Here is a 16,926-nt window from a genome sequence, read left to right as displayed (position 1 = left end):
AGGACCGCATGACCGCACAGACCCCGCGCCGGCTCGCCCTGGGCGCCCACGTCCAGGGCACCGGACCGCTCGACTTCTCGTTCTACGCCGACCTGGCCCGCACCCTCGAACGGGGCAGGTTCGACACGCTGTTCATCGACGAGGCACCGCTCGACGAGCGCCCGCGCACCGAACCGCTCACCCTGCTGGCCGCGCTCGCCCTCGTCACCGAGCACATCGGCCTTGCGGCGACGGCTACCACCACCTGGCACCACCCGTTCCCCATCGCCCGCAAACTCGCTTCCCTGGACCACCTCTCGGGCGGCCGGGCCGGCTGGAACACGGTCACCTCCGAGGACGAACTGCACAACCGCCGGGCCGACGAGTTCCTCCAGGTCGTCAAGGCGCTCTGGGACAGCTTCGACGACGACGCCGTCATACGGGACAAGGCGGGCGCCCGCTACTACGACCCGGCCGGACTGCACACCCCGCACCACCGCGGCGAGCACTTCAGCGTGCGCGGACCGCTGAACATCTCCCGGCCGCCGCAGGGACATCCGGTGGTCTTCCAGGCCGGATCCGCCGAACAGGGACGGGAGTTCGCCGCCCGCCACGCCGAGGTCCTGTTCACGGAGGTGCGCGAACTCGGGGCGGCCCAGGCGTACTACGCCGATGTGAAGGCGCGGGCCGTCGCGGCCGGACGTGACCCCGCGCATGTCCTGGTGTGGTCGAGCCTCACCCCGTTCGCCGCGCCCACCGAGACGCCGGAGCGGATCGCGGACCACATCGAGACCTGGTTCCGCGCGTACGCCGCCGACGGCTTCCACCTTGCGTTCCCCCAACAGCCGGGTGTTGCAGAGGAGTTCGTGGACGACGTCATCCCGCTGCTCCAGCAGCGCGGCCTGTTCCGCACCGAGTACGAGGGCACCACCCTGCGCGAGAACCTCGGGCTGCCGCGCCCGGTCGCTCCCGCCCGACAGCTCCAGGAGGCCGGCCGATGAGCCGCCGCACCGACCAGCTCCACCTCAACGCCTTCCTCAAACCGCCGGGGGAGTACCTCGCCGCATGGCGGCACCCCGACACCGCCGCGGACGCCGGAGTGAACATCCGCGAGGTCCTCTCCTTCGCGCGGACCGCCGAACGGGCCGCCTTCGACGCGGTGTTCCTCGCCGACCTCGTCGGTGTGCCGTTCGCGAGCCAGGACGTCCTCAGCCGGGTCAGTGTCGTCAACGACTCCTTCGAACCGACCACCCTGCTGGCCGCGCTCGCCGCCCGCACCTCCCGGATCGGCCTGATCGCCACCGCCTCGACCAGCTACAACGAGCCCTACGACGTGGCCCGCACCTTCGCCTCCATCGACCACCTCTCCGGCGGCCGGGCGGGCTGGAACGTGGTGACCTCCCTGAACGACGGCGAGGCACAGAACTTCGGCCTCGACACCCACCTCGACCATGACACCCGCTACGAACGCGCCGAGAAGTTCTACGACGAGGTCACGGCCTCCTGGGACACGAGCCCGTCCCCACAGGGCCGCCCCGTCACCGTGCAGGCCGGCGCCTCCGAGGCGGGCAAGAACCTCGCCTCCCGCATCGCCGACGTGATCTTCTCCGGCATCCGGGACCTCACCAAGGCCCAGGAGTTTTACACCGAGATCAAGGAACGCGCCGCCGCCCACGGCCGCGACCCGGACCATCTGAAGGTCCTCCCGGCGCTCTCCGTCATCACCGCGCCCACCGAGTCCGAGGCCCGGGAGAAGCTGGCCCGCCTCACCGAACTCCTGCCCCCACAGGTCGCGTTGGCGGACCTGTCGTACTGGCTCGGCGGCTTCGACCTCAGTTCCTATCCCCTGGACGGCCCGCTCCCCGAACTCCCGGTCTCCAACCAGTCCCACACCGCCCAGCAGCAGATCTACGAGGAGGCCCGCCGCGACAACCTCACCATCGGGGACCTGGTCCGACGCGTGGCGAACGACGACCGCAGCATCGTCGGCACGCCGGAGCAGGTCGCCGACCACATCGAGGAGTGGTTCCAGGGGCGCGCGGCGGACGGCTTCAACGTGGTGTTCCCGTATCTGCCGGGCACCCTGGACGACTTCGCCGACCTGGTCATCCCCGAGCTGCGCCGCCGCGGCCTGTTCCGCACGCACTACACGGGCGGCACACTGCGGGAACACCTGGGCCTGCCCCGGCCGTCCGTGCGCGGGTGATGCTCCCGGGCCAGGACCGTGCCGCGCGCCATGTGCTGCTGGTGTGCCTGGCCGCGGGGGCGACCACCCTGGTGGACCAGGCGGTTCTGAACATCGCCGTGCCCAGCATGCGGCAGTCGCTCGGCGCCGGACCCGCGGACGTCCAGTGGATCGTGGCCGGTTACTCCCTCGCCTTCGGTCTGGCCCTGGTGCCCGGCGGCAGCCTCGGCGACCGCTACGGCCGCAAGCGGTTCTTCCTCGCCGGAGTGGCGGTCTTCCTCCTAGCCGGGATCGTCGCCGCGACCGGAACGGCACCGGGCACCCTCATCGGCGCCCGGCTGGTCCAGGGCGCTGCCGCCGGACTCGTCAACTCGCAGGTGATCGGCACGATCCAGGACGTCTTCCACGGCGTGGACCGCGGCCGGGCGCTGGGCCTGTACGCGGTCACCGGCGGCGTCGCCGCGGCACTGGGCCCACCCCTCGGCGGCGCGCTGGTCGCCGGACTCGGCGCGGAGGCGGGCTGGCGCTGCTGTCTCCTGCTCAGCACACCCTGCGCGGTCCTCACCCTGACCCTCGCGACCCGCTGGCTGCCACCGCCCCGACGGACCTCGGGGGAAGCACGCCTCGACATCCTCGGGCTGGTCCTGGCCTGCGGCTGCACACTCACCCTGATGCTGCCCTTCATCCGCACTCCGGACAGCGTGGCACAGGCGGTGGCCTGGCCGTGCGCCCTCGCCGCCCTCTTCGTGCTCCATCAACGACTACGGGCACGGCGAAGCCGTCCGCCGCTGGTGCACCCGGCGCTGACCTCCTCGAAGCCGTACCTGCTCGGCACGGGCGTCGCCATGGCCCAGTTCGGGTCCTCGCTGGCCCTGTCCCTGGTCCTCACCGTCTTCGCGCAGGACGGGCTCGGTCTGTCCGCACTGGTCACGGCCGCCGTCCTGTTGCCCTCGGCGGCCGCGATGGGCGTCTCCTCCGCGTTCGCCTGGCGGGTCGTGCGCCGGCTGGGGCCGCGCACCGTCCACGCAGGCCTGATTCTGGGCATCGCCGCCGCCCTCGCCGGGGCGCTGGTCGCCCTCCGGGTCCCCGAGCCAGGGCTGCCGGTCGCCCTCGCCGGGACGTACATGCTGGCCGGGCTCGCCTCGGGGCTCACCGTCGCGCCCAACCAGACCCAGGTCCTCCAGCACGCCCCGGCCGAGGCCGCCGGAGTCGGCGGCGCCATCCTCCAGATGGCCCAGCGCATCGCGGCGGCGGTCTGCCTCAGCGCCGTCTCCGCGGTCTACCTCCACACCGGGTCCGGCTCACCGCGCGCCGCGTACGCCCTGGCGTCCTGCGTGTGCGGCGCGCTGCTCGCGGTGGCACTGGTGCTGGCGTTGCTGCGTGGGTCCACCGCGACGCCACGGTCCCCGGCACGCGCGGCGACGAAGGCCACGAGTGCCGAGGTGAGGCGACGTGAGGTGACGTGACGGGCGGGACGGTGAACTGACACCGACGGGTGCGGGCTCGCGCAGGGCGTATGGGGCACCCTCCCCGGCCCGCCAGTTCAGGCCCGCCCGCCCCCGCCGCTCAGCCCGCCCCACCCCGCTCCAGCGGAATCCGCTCGCCCGCCTCCACCGCCACCGTCAGCCGGTTCTCGGTCGGCGGCAGCGGGCAGGTCGCCAGGTCGGTGTAGGCGCACGGCAGGTTCCCCGCGCGGTTGAAATCGATCGTGACCGCACCCGAGGCGTCGGGAGCGGCGATCTGAAGGGAGCGGTTCGCCGCGTAGGTCGTCACGCCGGAGGTCCGGTCGGTGAACAGCACCATCAGGGCGCCGGGGCCCCGGCCGTTGAACGCCGTGAGCCGATGCCGTACGCCGTCCAGTTCGAACTCGACCTGGCCGGGGGAGTCGTAGACGTGCTCAAGCCCCTCGACGGCGGCCCCCACCGTCACCGGACGCGACGCGTCGAAGGGCAGGAAGCGCCCGGCGACCACCCAGCGCGGGTCCGGCGCATAGGCCGGCGTGCGGGTGAACGACGTACGCAACGGGTTGTCAGGATGGCGAGGGCGCACGATGTCCTGTCCGCCGCGCTTGGCGACCTCGATGACCGCGTCGCCCCAGCCCGCGTACACGCTGTCGCGTTCGGCGATGACACCGAAGTCGTACCGGCCGCGCACCGGCTCGCCCTCGATGGTCAGCTCCTCGCCCTCGTCCAGCGTCACCACCACCCCTTCGGCGGTGCTCGACCAGGCGCCGGGCGCGTCCTCGAACCGCTCGGGCTCCGCGCCCAGCCAGTGCAGGCCGGTGATCGCGAGGAACCCGTGCGGGCCGGACAGCACCGCTTCCTTCTGCCGGTGCCACTCCTCCCATTCCTGGACGAAGCTCACCCGGTCGACGTCTTGGACGGTCATGTCCGCTCCCTCGCTGTGCGGTGGCTGTCCTTGCTCCAACCGCCGTACCGCCGCAGATCATCCCGAAACGGCGAACCACACGTGAGCGGGCTCTCATGGCACGACGGGGACATTGCCGAGACGATGGGGGGCGTCACCGGCAGGCCGAAGGGATCGGGAATGCTCCGCAAGGTACTGGTCGCCAACCGTGGTGAGATCGCCATTCGCGCGTTCCGAGCCGGTTATGAACTCGGCGCGAGGACCGTCGCCGTCTTCCCGCACGAGGACCGCAACTCGCTGCACCGGCTCAAGGCCGACGAGGCGTACGAGATCGGCGAACCGGGACACCCGGTGCGGGCGTATCTCTCCGTCGAGGAGATCATCCGGGCTGCCCGTCAGGCCGGTGCCGACGCCGTCTACCCGGGCTACGGGTTCCTCTCCGAGAACCCCGAGCTCGCGCGGGCCTGCGAGGAAGCCGGCATCACCTTCGTCGGACCGAGCGCGGAGATCCTGGAGCTGACGGGCAACAAGGCCCGTGCCGTGGCCGCCGCGCGCGCGGCCGGGGTGCCGGTGCTGGGGTCGTCCGAGCCGTCCAGCGATGTCGACGAGCTGGTGCGGGCCGCCGAGGACATCGGCTTCCCGGTGTTCGTGAAGGCCGTCGCCGGTGGTGGCGGGCGCGGTATGCGGCGCGTCGAGGACCCGGCCCAGCTGCGGGAGTCCATCGAGGCGGCCGCACGCGAGGCGGCCTCCGCCTTCGGCGACCCGACCGTCTTCCTGGAGAAGGCCGTCGTGGACCCCCGCCACATCGAGGTGCAGATCCTCGCCGACGGCCAGGGCGACGTCATCCACCTCTTCGAGCGCGACTGTTCGGTGCAGCGCCGCCACCAGAAGGTCATCGAGCTGGCGCCCGCGCCCAACCTCGACCCGGAGCTGCGCGACCGGATCTGCGCCGACGCCGTCCGCTTCGCCCGCGAGATCGGCTACCGCAACGCGGGCACCGTGGAGTTCCTCCTCGACCCGCAGGGCAACCACGTCTTCATCGAGATGAACCCGCGCATCCAGGTCGAGCACACGGTCACCGAGGAGGTCACCGACGTCGACCTCGTCCAGTCCCAGCTCCGCATCGCCGCCGGCGAGACCCTCGCCGACCTCGGCCTGTCCCAGGAGACGGTGACCCTGCACGGCGCCGCTCTCCAGTGCCGGATCACCACCGAGGACCCCGCCAACGGTTTCCGCCCCGACACCGGCCGCATCAGCGCCTACCGCTCGCCCGGCGGCTCCGGCATCCGCCTCGACGGCGGAACGACCCATGCCGGTACGGAGATCAGCGCGCACTTCGACTCGATGCTGGTGAAGCTCACCTGCCGGGGCCGGGACTTCGGCACCGCGGTCAAGAGGGCCCGGCGTGCCGTCGCCGAGTTCCGGATCCGCGGTGTCGCCACCAACATCCCCTTCCTGCAAGCCGTGTTGGACGACCCGGACTTCCAGGCGGGCCGTGTCACCACGTCGTTCATCGAGCAGCGCCCGCATCTGCTGACCTCGCGCACCTCCGCCGACCGCGGCACCAAGCTGCTCACCTACCTCGCCGACGTCACCGTCAACAAGCCGCACGGTGACCGCCCCGACCTGATCGAACCCACGAGCAAGCTGCCGCGCCTCACCGCCGAAGTGCCGCCCGCCGGTTCGAAGCAGAAGCTCACCGAACTCGGGCCCGAGGGCTTCGCCCGCTGGCTGCGCGAGTCCCCGACCATCGGCGTCACCGACACCACCTTCCGCGACGCCCACCAGTCGCTGCTCGCCACCCGCGTGCGCACCAAGGACCTTCTCGCCGTCGCTCCCGTGGTCGCCCGCACCCTGCCCGAACTCCTGTCCCTGGAGTGCTGGGGCGGCGCCACCTACGACGTCGCCCTGCGCTTCCTCGCCGAGGACCCCTGGGAGCGGCTCGCCGCCCTGCGCGAGGCCGTCCCCAACATCTGCCTCCAGATGCTGCTGCGCGGCCGCAACACCGTCGGCTACACCCCGTACCCGACCGAGGTGACCGACGCCTTCGTCCAGGAGGCCACCGCCACCGGCATCGACATCTTCCGCATCTTCGACGCCCTCAACGACGTCGGCCAGATGCGCCCCGCGATCGAGGCCGTACGCGAGACGGGCACCGCGATCGCCGAGGTCGCCCTCTGCTACACCTCCGATCTGTCGAACCCGGACGAGCGGCTCTACACCCTCGACTACTACCTGCGGCTCGCCGAGCAGATCGTCGAGGCGGGCGCCCACGTCCTGGCCGTGAAGGACATGGCCGGACTGCTCCGCGCCCCCGCCGCCGCGACTCTCGTCTCCGCCCTGCGCCGCGAGTTCGACCTCCCCGTCCACATCCACACCCACGACACGGCGGGTGGCCAGCTCGCCACCTACCTGGCCGCGATCCAGGCCGGCGCCGACGCCGTGGACGGAGCCGTCGCCTCCATGGCGGGCACCACCTCCCAGCCGTCGCTCTCGGCGATCGTCGCCGCGACCGACCACTCCGCCCGCCCGACCGGCCTCGACCTGCGGGCCGTCGGCGACCTGGAGCCGTACTGGGAGAGCGTCCGCCGCATCTACGCCCCCTTCGAGGCCGGCCTCGCCTCCCCGACCGGACGCGTCTACGACCACGAGATCCCCGGCGGCCAGCTCTCCAACCTGCGCACCCAGGCCGTCGCCCTCGGCCTCGGCGACCGGTTCGAGGACATCGAGGAGATGTACGCCGCCGCCGACCGCATCCTCGGCCACCTCGTCAAGGTCACCCCGTCCTCCAAGGTGGTCGGCGACCTCGCCCTGCACCTGGTCGGCGCCGGGGTCTCCCCGCAGGACTTCGAGGCGACCCCGGACAGGTTCGACATCCCCGACTCTGTCATCGGCTTCCTCCGCGGCGAGCTCGGCACCCCGCCCGGCGGCTGGCCGGAGCCCTTCCGCAGCAAGGCACTTGAGGGCCGCGCCGCTCCCAAGCCCGCCCCCGAGCTGACGTCCGAGGACCGCGACGGACTGGAGAAGGACCGCCGCGTCACCCTCAACCGCCTCCTCTTCCCCGGTCCGACCCGCGACTTCGAGACCCACCGCCAGTCCTTCGGCGACACCAGCGTCCTGGACAGCAAGGACTTCTTCTACGGACTGCGCCCGGGCAAGGAGTACGCCGTCGACCTCGAACCCGGCGTCCGGCTCCTCCTCGGTCTGGAGGCCGTCGGCGAGGCCGACGAGCGCGGGATGCGCACCGTGATGTCCACCCTCAACGGGCAGCTCCGGCCCATCCAGGTCCGCGATGTCGCCGCCGCCTCCGACGTCCCGGTCACCGAGAAGGCCGACCGCTCCAACCCCGGCCATGTCGCCGCCCCGTTCGCCGGCGTCGTCACGCTCGCCGTCTCCGAGGGCGACGAGGTCGCGGCCGGCGGCACGGTCGCCACGATCGAGGCCATGAAGATGGAGGCCGCGATCACCGCGCCCAAGGCGGGCAAGGTGTCCCGGCTCGCCATCAACCGGATCCAGCAGGTGGAGGGCGGCGACCTGCTCTTCGTGATCGGCTAGAGCACGGTCAGACCATGAGCGCTCCGGCCGGATGGCCGTGCACACGGCCGCACGTGGTGAGGGCGAGGACCCCGGTGCCGGCCACCCGGGTTCTCGCCCCGAGCGCTCCGGGGTCGACGCAGACGCGGGCGGCGATGTCCGTGGCGTAGCAGGTGTCGGGTATCGCGAGTTCCTCCTTCACCTGCCGGTAGCGGGCCGCGAACGCCTCGTGGTCCGTATGGCTCACGCCGGCGAAGGCGCCTTCGGGGAAGCCGTCCTCGTGCGGCAGGAGGTAACCGGCCTCGGCCGGATGCCCGGGACCCTCGTAGCCCTTCTCCTCGGCGTCGTACGCGTCGTAGTGGCGCACCACCTCACCGCCCTCGGCCAGGCACCAGGCCGTCCAGTCGTCCCCGCAGCTCATCCCGAACCAGTGCGCGGCACCGAACCGGCGGCTCAGCTCGGCGCACCGCCGTCGCACCACCTCCGGCAGCGCCTCCTCCCGGTCGTCCGCGTCGTCGATCAGATGGGTGTCCTCGGCCGAGTCGCCGAAGACCAGCGTCCAGCCGTCCAGCGCCGGGCTGACGAAGACCCGGGCGCAGCGCTGGTGCGGATGCTTGCGGTCCCAGCTGTGGCTGTCGTTGTTCCAGGCCGAGGCACCCGTCCGCAGGGTCACCGGCTCCGGGTCGGCCAACTCGAAGGCCTCCAGCACCGCTTGCTGGTCGTCGCTCGGCACCGCGTACCAGGATCCGCACAGATGCATGCCCTCGGGTGTCTCGGTCAGCCGCTTGATCCTCGTCAGCCTGCGCCACACCGCCAGGTCCCGGTCGCCCAGCGCGCCCGGACCGCCGATCTCCGCCAGCGCCTCCAGAGCCCCGGCCCGGATCCGAGGCGCGGTCGCGGGCTGCCGCCGCAACCGCTGAAGCGCCGGTACGGCCCCCGCACCGATCTCCTTGAACGCCCAGACCGCCCGCTGCCGGACCTCGGGCACCGGATCTCCCAGCGCGGGCACCAACGCGTCGACGAACCCGGTCGCGGCCTCGCCCCGGCACTGGAAGAAGTAGAGCGCGTCGCTGCGGACCGCCGGATGCCGATGCCGCAACAGCGGTGCGTAGACCGCCGGATCCGTCACTTTCAGACGCCCCAGCGCCCACCCGGCCCGCCGAGCCGCCTCCGGCGAATCCGCCGCCGCGACCGCCTCGGCGAGGGGGAGCAGCGCGGGCTCGCCGATTCTGCGCAGCACATCCGCCGACACGGTCCAGTCGACCGGCGACCCCTCGTCGCAGAGCACCTCCACGACCGCGGCGACGACCGGGGCGCCCTGCTCCACCAGGGCGTCCCGTGCCTCCTTGGAGCCGGAAAGTGCCGTGCTCACCCGTGCTTTGTCCATGGCGAAACCCTAGACGGGGGCACTGACAATGCCCCCGGCCCGATCCCCGGGCAGTCCCTCCTCGCCGGGCAGGCCCTCCTCACGCGAGCGATAGCTATCTTGACATAGGTATCTCTGCATACCTATAGTCGCCGCATGCCCCCGTTCAGCGCCGCCGCCCAGGAGATCGACCGCGTGGCCGCCGATCTCCTGCTGTGCCTGCCCGCGCTGCACCGGGCGATGGACCGGCGTATCAGCCAGGACTTCTCGCACCCCAAGCCGCCCGAGGCGCAACTGGCCCTGCTGTGGCATGTGCGGGCCCATGAAGGGGTCACGGTCCGTGAGGCCGCCGAGGCTCTGATGATGAAGCCGAACAATGTCAGCGCGCTGGTCTCGCAGTTGACTCAGCAGGGCGAACTGGAGCGGCGTCAGGACGCGACCGACAAGCGGGTCGCGCACCTCTGTCTGACGGAAACGGCCCGCGAGCGCATCGCCCAGGTCGAACAGCTCATGAGCCACCATCTCGTGTCCGCGCTGAAGGCGTTGACGGACGGGGAGCGCGCCGCGCTCGGTGCGGCGACGGGGGCCTTGGAGTCCCTGTCCCGTCACCTTCGTGCCGCCCAGGGCTGACGCCCGGGGCGGCACCTGCCTGCCCCCACCTCTCCTTCCTCGGAACCAGGACCCGGCTTCCCCATGCCCTCTTCCACCGTCGCCCCCGTCGGCGCGCCCCCGCTCGCCGACGAGGCCCGCCGCGGCCCCCGCTCCAACCCCTGGCTGACCCTCATAGCCGTCGCGTTCGGCCTGTTCATGGTCGGCCTGGACGGCTCGGTCGTCTCGATCGCCAACCCGGAGATCGGCCGCGACCTGAACGCCTCCACCGCCGACCTCCAATGGGTCACCAACTCCTACCTGTTGGCCCTCGCGGCCGCCCTCATCCTCGGCGGCAAGCTCGGTGACCGGCTGGGCCGCCGCACCTTCTATCTGATCGGAGTCGCCGGGTTCACCGTCGCGTCCGTCGCGATCGGGCTCGCCGGTTCGATCGAGGGCGTGATCGCGTTCCGCGCCCTCCAGGGCTTCTTCGGCGCGCTGTTGATGCCCAACACCCTCGGCCTCCTCCGCGCGGTGTTCCCGCCGAAGAAGTTCGGCATGGCCGTCGGCATCTGGGCCATGGTCTCCTCGGTGTCCACCGCGCTCGGCCCCATCGTCGGCGGTCTGCTCGTGGAGCACGTCAACTGGGAGTCCGTCTTCTACATCAACGCCCCCATCGGGGTCATCGCCCTCGTCTACAGCGCGCTCGTCCTGCCGCAGAGCAAGAACACCGCGGCGGCGGGCGAGAAGTTCGACATCCCCGGCGTCGTACTCCTCGCCGCGGGCCTGCTCGCCGTCGTCTTCGGCGTCGTCAAGGGCGAGACATGGGGCTGGACTTCGGCCGGCACCCTCGGCGCGATCGGCGCGGGCGTGCTCGTCCTGGTCGTCTTCGGCTTCTACGAGACCCGTGTCGCCCACCCGCTGCTGCCCATGCGGCTGTTCCGCAACCCGGCGCTCACCGTCGGCACGGTCATCACCGCGCTCAACTTCTTCGTCCTGCTCGGCACGATCTTCTTCGTCATGCTCTACCTCCAGAACGTGCGCGGCTTCTCACCCGTCGAAGCGGGCGTACGCACCCTGCCGTTGAGCCTCGCCTCCGTGGTCGCCTCCCCGCTGGGCGCGGCGCTGACCGAGCGGTTCAGCGCCCGGTTCACCATGCCGCTGGGCATGCTGCTCCAGGCGGCCGCCATGTTCACCATGCTGACCTGGAGCGCGGATTCCTCGTACGCCACCATGTGGCCGCCCTTCATCGCGATGGGTCTCGGCGTCGGCATGGTGATGTCCGCCTCCTCGGAGGCCATCGTGGGCAACGCCCCGGTGAAGGACGGCGGTGTGGCGGGCGGTCTCCAGGCCACCGCGCTCCAGATCGGCGGCGCGCTCGGCACCTCGGTCCTGGTCTCCGTCATCAGCAGCCGGGTCGGCTCCACCCTCACCGGCGAACTCACCGACGCCGGAGTGCCCGCGCGGGCGGCCCAGGGGCTCGGCGAGGCCAAGGACGCCGTGGCCATGGGCGTGGCACCCGTCTCCGACGGCATGCCGGACCAGCTGAAGGCCGCCGTCGTCGAGGGCAGCCACGACGCGTTCATGAACGGTGTGCACACGGCGGTGCTGGCCACCGGTGTGCTCGCGGTGCTGGGCGCGATCGCGGCGGCGATCGGGGTGCGGCGGGCGCCGGTCCAGGAGCACGGCGTACAATGATTGAAGTCTAAAACACTGGGTGGGGGCGTGGCTCACGCGCGCGTGCGCCACGCCCCCACCCGCCTTCGCCCCCCGCCTCTTGGATCGAGGTCCCCCATGCACGTCGTCATCAGCGGTTCTTCGGGATTGATCGGCGGCGCACTGGCCGCGTCGCTGCTGGACGACGGGCATCAGGTGACCCGCCTGGTCCGCCGGGAGCCGCGGCCTCGCGACGACGGCAGCCAGGAGGCGCGCTGGGATCCGCGGGCCGGGCTGCTGGATCCGGCGGTGCTCGACGGGGCGGACGCCGTCGTCGGGCTCGCCGGGGCCGGGGTGGGGGACCGGCGGTGGACGACGGCGTACAAGAAGCAGATCCGCGACAGCCGGGTCCTCGGCACCACCACCCTGGCGACGGCGATCGTGGCCTGTGAGAAGCCGCCGCCGGTCTTCGTCTCCGGGTCCGCCGTCGGCTACTACGGCGAGACCGGCACGGACGGGATCGACGAATCGGGCGCGCCGGGGCAGGACTTCCTGGCCGGCGTCTGCCAGGAGTGGGAGGCGGCCGCACAGACCGCCGGCGAGGCCGGGACGCGGGTCGTGAACACACGCTTCGGGATCGTCGTGTCGCCCCGCGGCGGAGCGATGGGCCGACTGCTGCCGCTCGCCCGCGCGGGCCTCGGCGGCCGCCTGGGCAGCGGCGACCAGTACTGGAGCCACATCTCGCTCGCCGACACGGTCCGCGCCCTGCGGCACGTCGTCGACACGGACTCCGTCGCCGGACCCGTCAATCTGACGTCCCCGCACCCCGCGACCAACCGCGAGGTCACCGCCGCCGTCGGCAGGGCGCTGCACCGGCCGACCGTGTTCGCCGTCCCCGGTTTCGCACTGCGGCTCGTCCTCGGCGAGTTCGCCGACGGCATCCTGATGAGCCAGCGCGTACTGCCGGGCGCACTGCTGGCCTCGGGCTTCACCTTCGAGCACCCGACCATCGACGAGGCGCTCACTGCCGCCGTCGGGCGCGGGGCGACCGGCTGATCAACTGGTAAGGGTCTTGAGGCAGGCGTACGGTCGAACAGTGGACGGCACCGTTCACTGAGAGTGCGATACGCCATGAGCAGCAGCCCGCAGCCGACTTCCGCAGCTCAAGCCACCACCAGGGACACCGGTGGTGGCGGAAACGGCATGGCCCTTCTGGTCATCGCCTCCTGCCAGCTGATGGTGGTCCTCGACATCACCATCGTGAACATCGCGCTGCCGGACATCCAGCGCTCCCTGGACTTCTCCACCACCAGCCTCGCCTGGGTGGTCAACGCCTACACCCTCACCTTCGGCGGACTGCTCCTGCTCGGCGGCCGCGCCGGCGACATCCTCGGCCGCCGACGGGTGTTCATCTGCGGAGTCCTGCTCTTCGTCCTCGCGTCCCTGCTCGGCGGGCTCGCCCAGAACGAGGGCCAACTCCTCGCCGCCCGCGCCCTCCAGGGCGTCGGTGGCGCCATCGCCTCGCCGACCTCCCTCGCCCTCATCAGCACGACATTCCGCGAAGGCCCGGAACGCAACCGGGCGTTCGGGGTGTTCGCCGCGGTCTCGGCGGGCGGCGGAGCGATCGGACTGCTCGCCGGCGGCATCCTCGTCGAGTATCTGAACTGGCGGTGGGTGCTCTTCGTCAACGTCCCCATCGGACTGCTCATCGCCCTCGCCACCCCCCGCTGGATCAGGGAGTCCGAACGCCATCCGGGCCACTTCGACATCACCGGCGCCCTGACCTCCACCGCCGGCATGGTGCTGCTGGTCTACGGGTTCATCCGGGCCGCCCAGGAAGGCTGGCGGGACGCGCTCACCCTGGCCTCGTTCGCCGCGGCCGTCATCATCCTGGCGGTGTTCATCCTGGTCGAACGCCGGTCCCGGCAGCCGATCACCCCGCTGCACATGTTCGCCGACCGCAACCGCGCGGGGACGTACGGCATCATGCTGTGCCTCGCCGCCGCGATCTTCGGCATGTTCTTCTTCCTCACGCTCTTCGTGCAGAACGTGCTCGACTTCAGCCCGCTGGCCACCGGGTTCGCCTTCCTGCCGGTGAGCGCGGTCATCGCGATCGGCGCCGGACTCGCCTCCAAGTTCCTGCCGACGTACGGCCCCAAGCCGTTCATGGTGGTCGGCGCGATCCTGGCGGCGGCCGGCCTCGCCTGGCTGACGCTGACCGACGTCGACTCCACCTACGCGGGCAGCATCCTGGGCCCGATCCTCGTCTTCAGCCTGGGCATGGGCATGGAGTTCGTCTCGCTCACCCTGATGGCGCTGTCCGACGTGCCCGTCCAGGAGACCGGCGCGGCCTCCGGACTCCTCAACGCCACCCAGCAGGTGGGCGGTTCGCTGGGCCTGTCCATCCTGGTCACGATGTTCGGCACGGCCAGCACCAACGAGGCGGACAAGCAGGTCCCGCGCTTCCTGGACCAGGCCACCCCCGCCGAACTCCTCCAGTTCAAGCGCACCGGACAACTCCCCGGGCACTGGGGCGACGAGGTCCTCACCGCGGGAGTGTCGGCCGCGTTCATCGTGGCGGCGATCTTCACCGCCGTCGCCGCGCTCATCGCCGTCCTCGCCATCCAGGTCCGCCCCTCCGACCTCGAACGCCTCAAGGGCGACGGCATGCCCTCACCCCAGTGAGGCGGCCGGCGCGGGAACCAGCCCCAACTGCTGGGCCCGCAACACCGTCCCGAGCCGGTCATGGGTGCCGAGCTTGCGATAGATGTTCGCGACATGCTTGTGCACCGTCCGCTCGGTTATCCCCAGCCGGCGTCCCATCGCGGCGGCCGTCAGCGCGTCGCCCAGCAGGAGCAGCACGGTCGACTCCCGTGGCGTCAGGCCCGCGTCGTCGGCACCCGGCACGAACACCCGCTGCAAGAGCTGCCGTTGCTGCTCGATCCCCGCCAGCAGCGGCTGGAGCCGGCCGGCGACCGAGACCTCGTCGTCGGTGAAGTCGCGCCCCGAGCGGTAGACGATGCAGCCGGTGATCGGGGCCTTCGACCGCGGCAGCGGAATCCCCAACGCGTGGTCCACGTCCATGATGTCGTCGATCAGCCGCGCGGTCCGGCTCGCGGACCACCGGCGTCCCGCCGCCCGCCGTGCCGTCACCGGCGCCCGGTCCGGGCTCGCCCCGTAGAGCTGAGCGAACGGATACCCGGCCCGCAACAGCCCCATGGCCTCGTCCCCGAGCGCGTCGAACTCCGGGCCCACGCCCGGCGACAGACCGAGCGTGCCCCCGCTCTCGCTCCAGTCGTCCAGCTTGTAGATCAGGGCCTCGCCTCCGATGAGGTCCGGCAGCGCGGCCGCCACCGACGGCCACAATTGCGCGGGATCACGCTCGTGGAGTGCGGCGACGGCCACCGCCAGCATGCGCTCGTAGGCTCCGCCCAGCCCCTGTGCCACGTCCTTGCTCCACTCGTCCGCGTACGCAGTTGTACCCATACCTGCGCCACCCCGTGTCACTCCAGAATGCAACAGAGCGACAGCGACGTTCTCGTGTACTCCAGCACACCGGCGCCACGGCGCCCCCAGGCGGGGGAGAACAGGCCCGGAGGGGGTGCCTGTGTCTCCCCGACCGATCTCCGTGCGGACCGCCGGCGCGGGGGACCGGCGGTCCGCACGGGGGTCGTCCACCGCCCGTACGCGGCGCCCTACTACGGCGCGTCCGGCCGCATCGCGTCCGAGATGGACTTGACGCCACCGTGGGCCGTGAGCCCGCCGTCCACCGGAATGTCCGCCCCGGTGATGAACGAGGACGCGTCGGAGATCAGGAACACCACCAGCGGGGCGATGTCGTCGACACTGCCGCTGCGCCCGAGCGGTGTCTCCCGGATCGTCGTCTCGCGGAACGCCTCCGTGGCGGCCGCCGTCATCTCCGTCTCGATGTACCCGGGATGGATCATGTTGACCCGGATGCCCCGCGGCCCCAACTCGGTGGCCGCGATCTTCGACACTCCGCGCAGCGCCCATTTGCTGGCCGTGTAGGCGACCGGGTAGTAGCCGGTCAGCGCCGCGGACGAACCGACGTTGACGATCGAGGACCCGGGCGGCATCAGCGGGGACAGATGCTGGATGCCGAGCAGCGGCCCGGTCGTGTTGACCGCCTGGACCCGCGCCATGTCCTCGGCGCCGACCTCCCCGAGCCGCCCGCGCTGGATCACGCCCGCGTTGTTGACCAGGCCGTCGACACGGCCGTACGACTCCCGTAGTGCGGCGGCCAGTTCCGCCCAGTCCGTCTCGCTGCTCACGTCGAGGCGACGGCAGCCGTCGCCCTCCGGCCGTACGTCGGTGGCGACCACCTCGGCCCCCGCCCGGGCCAGTGCCGCCGCCTCCGCGGCCCCCTGACCACGGGCCGCACCCGTGACGACCACGACCTTCCCGGCAAGCGGGGATGCGCTCTCACTCATGCCGGGAAACCTACTGCCCCGGCACGTCGAGCCCCGGCTCGCGGGTGGGACCGGGGTTGAACACCGTGTGATGACTTTCCGGCGCCGCGAGACAGGCGACCGGCAGCCCACCTGTGTCAACGACGATCGCCGCGTCCACCTGGCGGTGCGTGAGGTGTCCGCGGAGCGCCGGTGAACAGGAGCGACACCCCGGCGAACAGCGTGAGCAGCGCGCTGAGGCCGCGCAGGCCGACGCCGATGACGCCCAGCACCAGGAAGTGCGGCATGGCCAGAAGCCACCACTTCACCAGCCACAGCCGGCGCGACAGCCCCTGGCCCCCGCTCATGAGTGAGCTCAGTGTCCGACGGGCGCGCGCCCGAGCCCAGGCCTGAAAGGAGCCACAGACGTACGTCAGTCGCGGGCGTCGCGCTCCGCCTTCTCGGCGTTCTTCTTCTTGATCCGGATGTTCTCCTGGCGGACCTCGGCCTGCGTGGCCCGCTCCTTGGCCAGCCACTCCGGCTGCTCCTGCTTCAGCGCCTCGATCTGCTCGGTGGTGAGCGCCTCGGTGACACCGCCGCGCGCGAGGCCCGCGATGGACACGCCGAGCTTGGCCGCGACCACCGGACGGGGGTGCGGACCGTTGGCCCGGAGGTCCTGGAGCCACTGGGGCGGATCGGCCTGGAGCGCGGCGAGCTCGGCCCGCGAGACCACACCCTCACGGAACGTGGCGGGGGTGGCGTCGAGGTACACACCCAGCTTCTTCGCCGCGGTCGCGGGCTTCATGGTCTGGGTGCTCTGGTGCTGCGTCATGCTGTCAAGG

General features: G+C 71.7%; 14 protein-coding genes. 8 read left to right on the top strand and 6 right to left on the bottom strand.

Annotated features, from left to right (window positions below):
• Nucleotides 1–8: 8 nt before the first annotated feature.
• From ABZ928_RS28890 to ABZ928_RS28880, 3 genes are read left to right on the top strand one after another with little or no spacing between them, the layout of a single operon-like run.
• Nucleotides 9–980 (top strand): LLM class flavin-dependent oxidoreductase, encoded by a 972-nt coding sequence (locus tag ABZ928_RS28890; protein ID WP_361525026.1) that lies wholly within the window; start codon nt 9–11, stop codon nt 978–980.
• Entirely contained in the window at nt 977–2,185 is a 1,209-nt protein-coding gene (locus ABZ928_RS28885) for an LLM class flavin-dependent oxidoreductase (protein ID WP_361525024.1), read from the top strand. Before ABZ928_RS28890 ends, ABZ928_RS28885 begins: the two co-directional genes overlap by 4 nt.
• Nucleotides 2,185–3,630 (top strand): MFS transporter, encoded by a 1,446-nt coding sequence (locus ABZ928_RS28880; protein WP_361525836.1) that lies wholly within the window; start codon nt 2,185–2,187, stop codon nt 3,628–3,630. The genes ABZ928_RS28885 and ABZ928_RS28880 overlap by 1 nt, the downstream gene beginning before the upstream one ends.
• A gap of 100 nt (nt 3,631–3,730) precedes the next feature.
• Here ABZ928_RS28880 and ABZ928_RS28875 read toward each other — a convergent pair whose 3' ends face one another.
• Nucleotides 3,731–4,552 (bottom strand): DUF1684 domain-containing protein, encoded by an 822-nt coding sequence (locus tag ABZ928_RS28875; RefSeq protein WP_361525021.1) that lies wholly within the window; start codon nt 4,550–4,552, stop codon nt 3,731–3,733.
• A 159-nt stretch (nt 4,553–4,711) separates the two neighbouring features.
• Here ABZ928_RS28875 and ABZ928_RS28870 point away from each other — a divergent pair, with 159 nt between their 5' ends.
• Nucleotides 4,712–8,086, top strand: a complete 3,375-nt coding sequence (locus ABZ928_RS28870; RefSeq protein WP_361525018.1) for a pyruvate carboxylase — start codon at nt 4,712–4,714, stop codon at nt 8,084–8,086.
• A 7-nt stretch (nt 8,087–8,093) separates the two neighbouring features.
• Here the strand turns inward: ABZ928_RS28870 and ABZ928_RS28865 are convergent, their stop codons facing one another.
• On the bottom strand, nt 8,094–9,452 hold the full coding sequence (locus tag ABZ928_RS28865) for a HEAT repeat domain-containing protein (protein ID WP_361525015.1): 1,359 nt from the start codon (nt 9,450–9,452) through the stop codon (nt 8,094–8,096).
• A 135-nt stretch (nt 9,453–9,587) separates the two neighbouring features.
• Here ABZ928_RS28865 and ABZ928_RS28860 point away from each other — a divergent pair, with 135 nt between their 5' ends.
• From ABZ928_RS28860 to ABZ928_RS28845, 4 genes are all read left to right on the top strand, one after another.
• Nucleotides 9,588–10,061, top strand: coding sequence for a MarR family transcriptional regulator (locus tag ABZ928_RS28860; RefSeq protein ID WP_361525012.1), 474 nt, complete (start codon nt 9,588–9,590; stop codon nt 10,059–10,061).
• 63 nt (nt 10,062–10,124) lie between these two features.
• The gene (locus ABZ928_RS28855) at nt 10,125–11,717 is read left to right on the top strand and encodes an MFS transporter (RefSeq protein WP_361525009.1); all 1,593 of its coding nucleotides are present in this window, start codon (nt 10,125–10,127) and stop codon (nt 11,715–11,717) included.
• Between the two features lie 96 nt (nt 11,718–11,813).
• Complete coding sequence (locus ABZ928_RS28850; RefSeq protein ID WP_361525007.1) at nt 11,814–12,731, top strand: TIGR01777 family oxidoreductase; 918 nt, start codon at nt 11,814–11,816, stop codon at nt 12,729–12,731.
• 147 nt (nt 12,732–12,878) lie between these two features.
• The gene (locus tag ABZ928_RS28845; RefSeq protein ID WP_361525004.1) at nt 12,879–14,360 is read left to right on the top strand and encodes an MFS transporter; all 1,482 of its coding nucleotides are present in this window, start codon (nt 12,879–12,881) and stop codon (nt 14,358–14,360) included.
• Here ABZ928_RS28845 and ABZ928_RS28840 read toward each other — a convergent pair.
• The 4 genes from ABZ928_RS28840 to ABZ928_RS28825 form a co-directional block, all read right to left on the bottom strand.
• Nucleotides 14,349–15,161, bottom strand: coding sequence for a LuxR C-terminal-related transcriptional regulator (locus ABZ928_RS28840; RefSeq protein ID WP_361525001.1), 813 nt, complete (start codon nt 15,159–15,161; stop codon nt 14,349–14,351). The genes ABZ928_RS28845 and ABZ928_RS28840 overlap by 12 nt on opposite strands.
• A 212-nt stretch (nt 15,162–15,373) precedes the next feature.
• Nucleotides 15,374–16,126 (bottom strand): SDR family oxidoreductase, encoded by a 753-nt coding sequence (locus tag ABZ928_RS28835; protein ID WP_361524998.1) that lies wholly within the window; start codon nt 16,124–16,126, stop codon nt 15,374–15,376.
• A gap of 116 nt (nt 16,127–16,242) precedes the next feature.
• Nucleotides 16,243–16,452 carry a hypothetical protein gene (locus tag ABZ928_RS28830; RefSeq protein ID WP_361524995.1) on the bottom strand — a complete coding sequence of 70 codons (210 nt, stop codon included), beginning with the start codon at nt 16,450–16,452 and terminating at the stop codon, nt 16,243–16,245.
• Between the two features lie 65 nt (nt 16,453–16,517).
• A complete protein-coding gene (locus ABZ928_RS28825; protein WP_361524992.1) occupies nt 16,518–16,916 on the bottom strand; it encodes a DUF5997 family protein in 399 nt (132 codons plus the stop codon).
• Nucleotides 16,917–16,926: the final 10 nt, after the last annotated feature.

It is taken from the genome of Streptomyces sp. NPDC046909 (genome assembly GCF_040644695.1).
GTDB lineage: Bacteria > Actinomycetota > Actinomycetes > Streptomycetales > Streptomycetaceae > Streptomyces.
The sequence above is the reverse complement of the archived record's forward strand: the minus strand, read 5'-3'. Positions and strand labels throughout refer to the sequence as shown.

Coding starts and splice junctions, on each gene's coding strand:
- ABZ928_RS28850 (WP_361525007.1), top strand. CDS start 11,814: ATGCACGTCGTCATCAGCGGTTCTTCGGGATTGATCGGCGGCGCACTG.
- ABZ928_RS28860 (WP_361525012.1), top strand. CDS start 9,588: ATGCCCCCGTTCAGCGCCGCCGCCCAGGAGATCGACCGCGTGGCCGCC.
- ABZ928_RS28865 (WP_361525015.1), bottom strand. CDS start 9,452: ATGGACAAAGCACGGGTGAGCACGGCACTTTCCGGCTCCAAGGAGGCA.
- ABZ928_RS28890 (WP_361525026.1), top strand. CDS start 9: ATGACCGCACAGACCCCGCGCCGGCTCGCCCTGGGCGCCCACGTCCAG.
- ABZ928_RS28875 (WP_361525021.1), bottom strand. CDS start 4,552: ATGACCGTCCAAGACGTCGACCGGGTGAGCTTCGTCCAGGAATGGGAG.
- ABZ928_RS28840 (WP_361525001.1), bottom strand. CDS start 15,161: ATGGGTACAACTGCGTACGCGGACGAGTGGAGCAAGGACGTGGCACAG.
- ABZ928_RS28825 (WP_361524992.1), bottom strand. CDS start 16,916: ATGACGCAGCACCAGAGCACCCAGACCATGAAGCCCGCGACCGCGGCG.
- ABZ928_RS28870 (WP_361525018.1), top strand. CDS start 4,712: ATGCTCCGCAAGGTACTGGTCGCCAACCGTGGTGAGATCGCCATTCGC.
- ABZ928_RS28830 (WP_361524995.1), bottom strand. CDS start 16,452: ATGAGCGGGGGCCAGGGGCTGTCGCGCCGGCTGTGGCTGGTGAAGTGG.
- ABZ928_RS28855 (WP_361525009.1), top strand. CDS start 10,125: ATGCCCTCTTCCACCGTCGCCCCCGTCGGCGCGCCCCCGCTCGCCGAC.
- ABZ928_RS28880 (WP_361525836.1), top strand. CDS start 2,185: ATGCTCCCGGGCCAGGACCGTGCCGCGCGCCATGTGCTGCTGGTGTGC.
- ABZ928_RS28845 (WP_361525004.1), top strand. CDS start 12,879: ATGGCCCTTCTGGTCATCGCCTCCTGCCAGCTGATGGTGGTCCTCGAC.
- ABZ928_RS28885 (WP_361525024.1), top strand. CDS start 977: ATGAGCCGCCGCACCGACCAGCTCCACCTCAACGCCTTCCTCAAACCG.
- ABZ928_RS28835 (WP_361524998.1), bottom strand. CDS start 16,126: ATGAGTGAGAGCGCATCCCCGCTTGCCGGGAAGGTCGTGGTCGTCACG.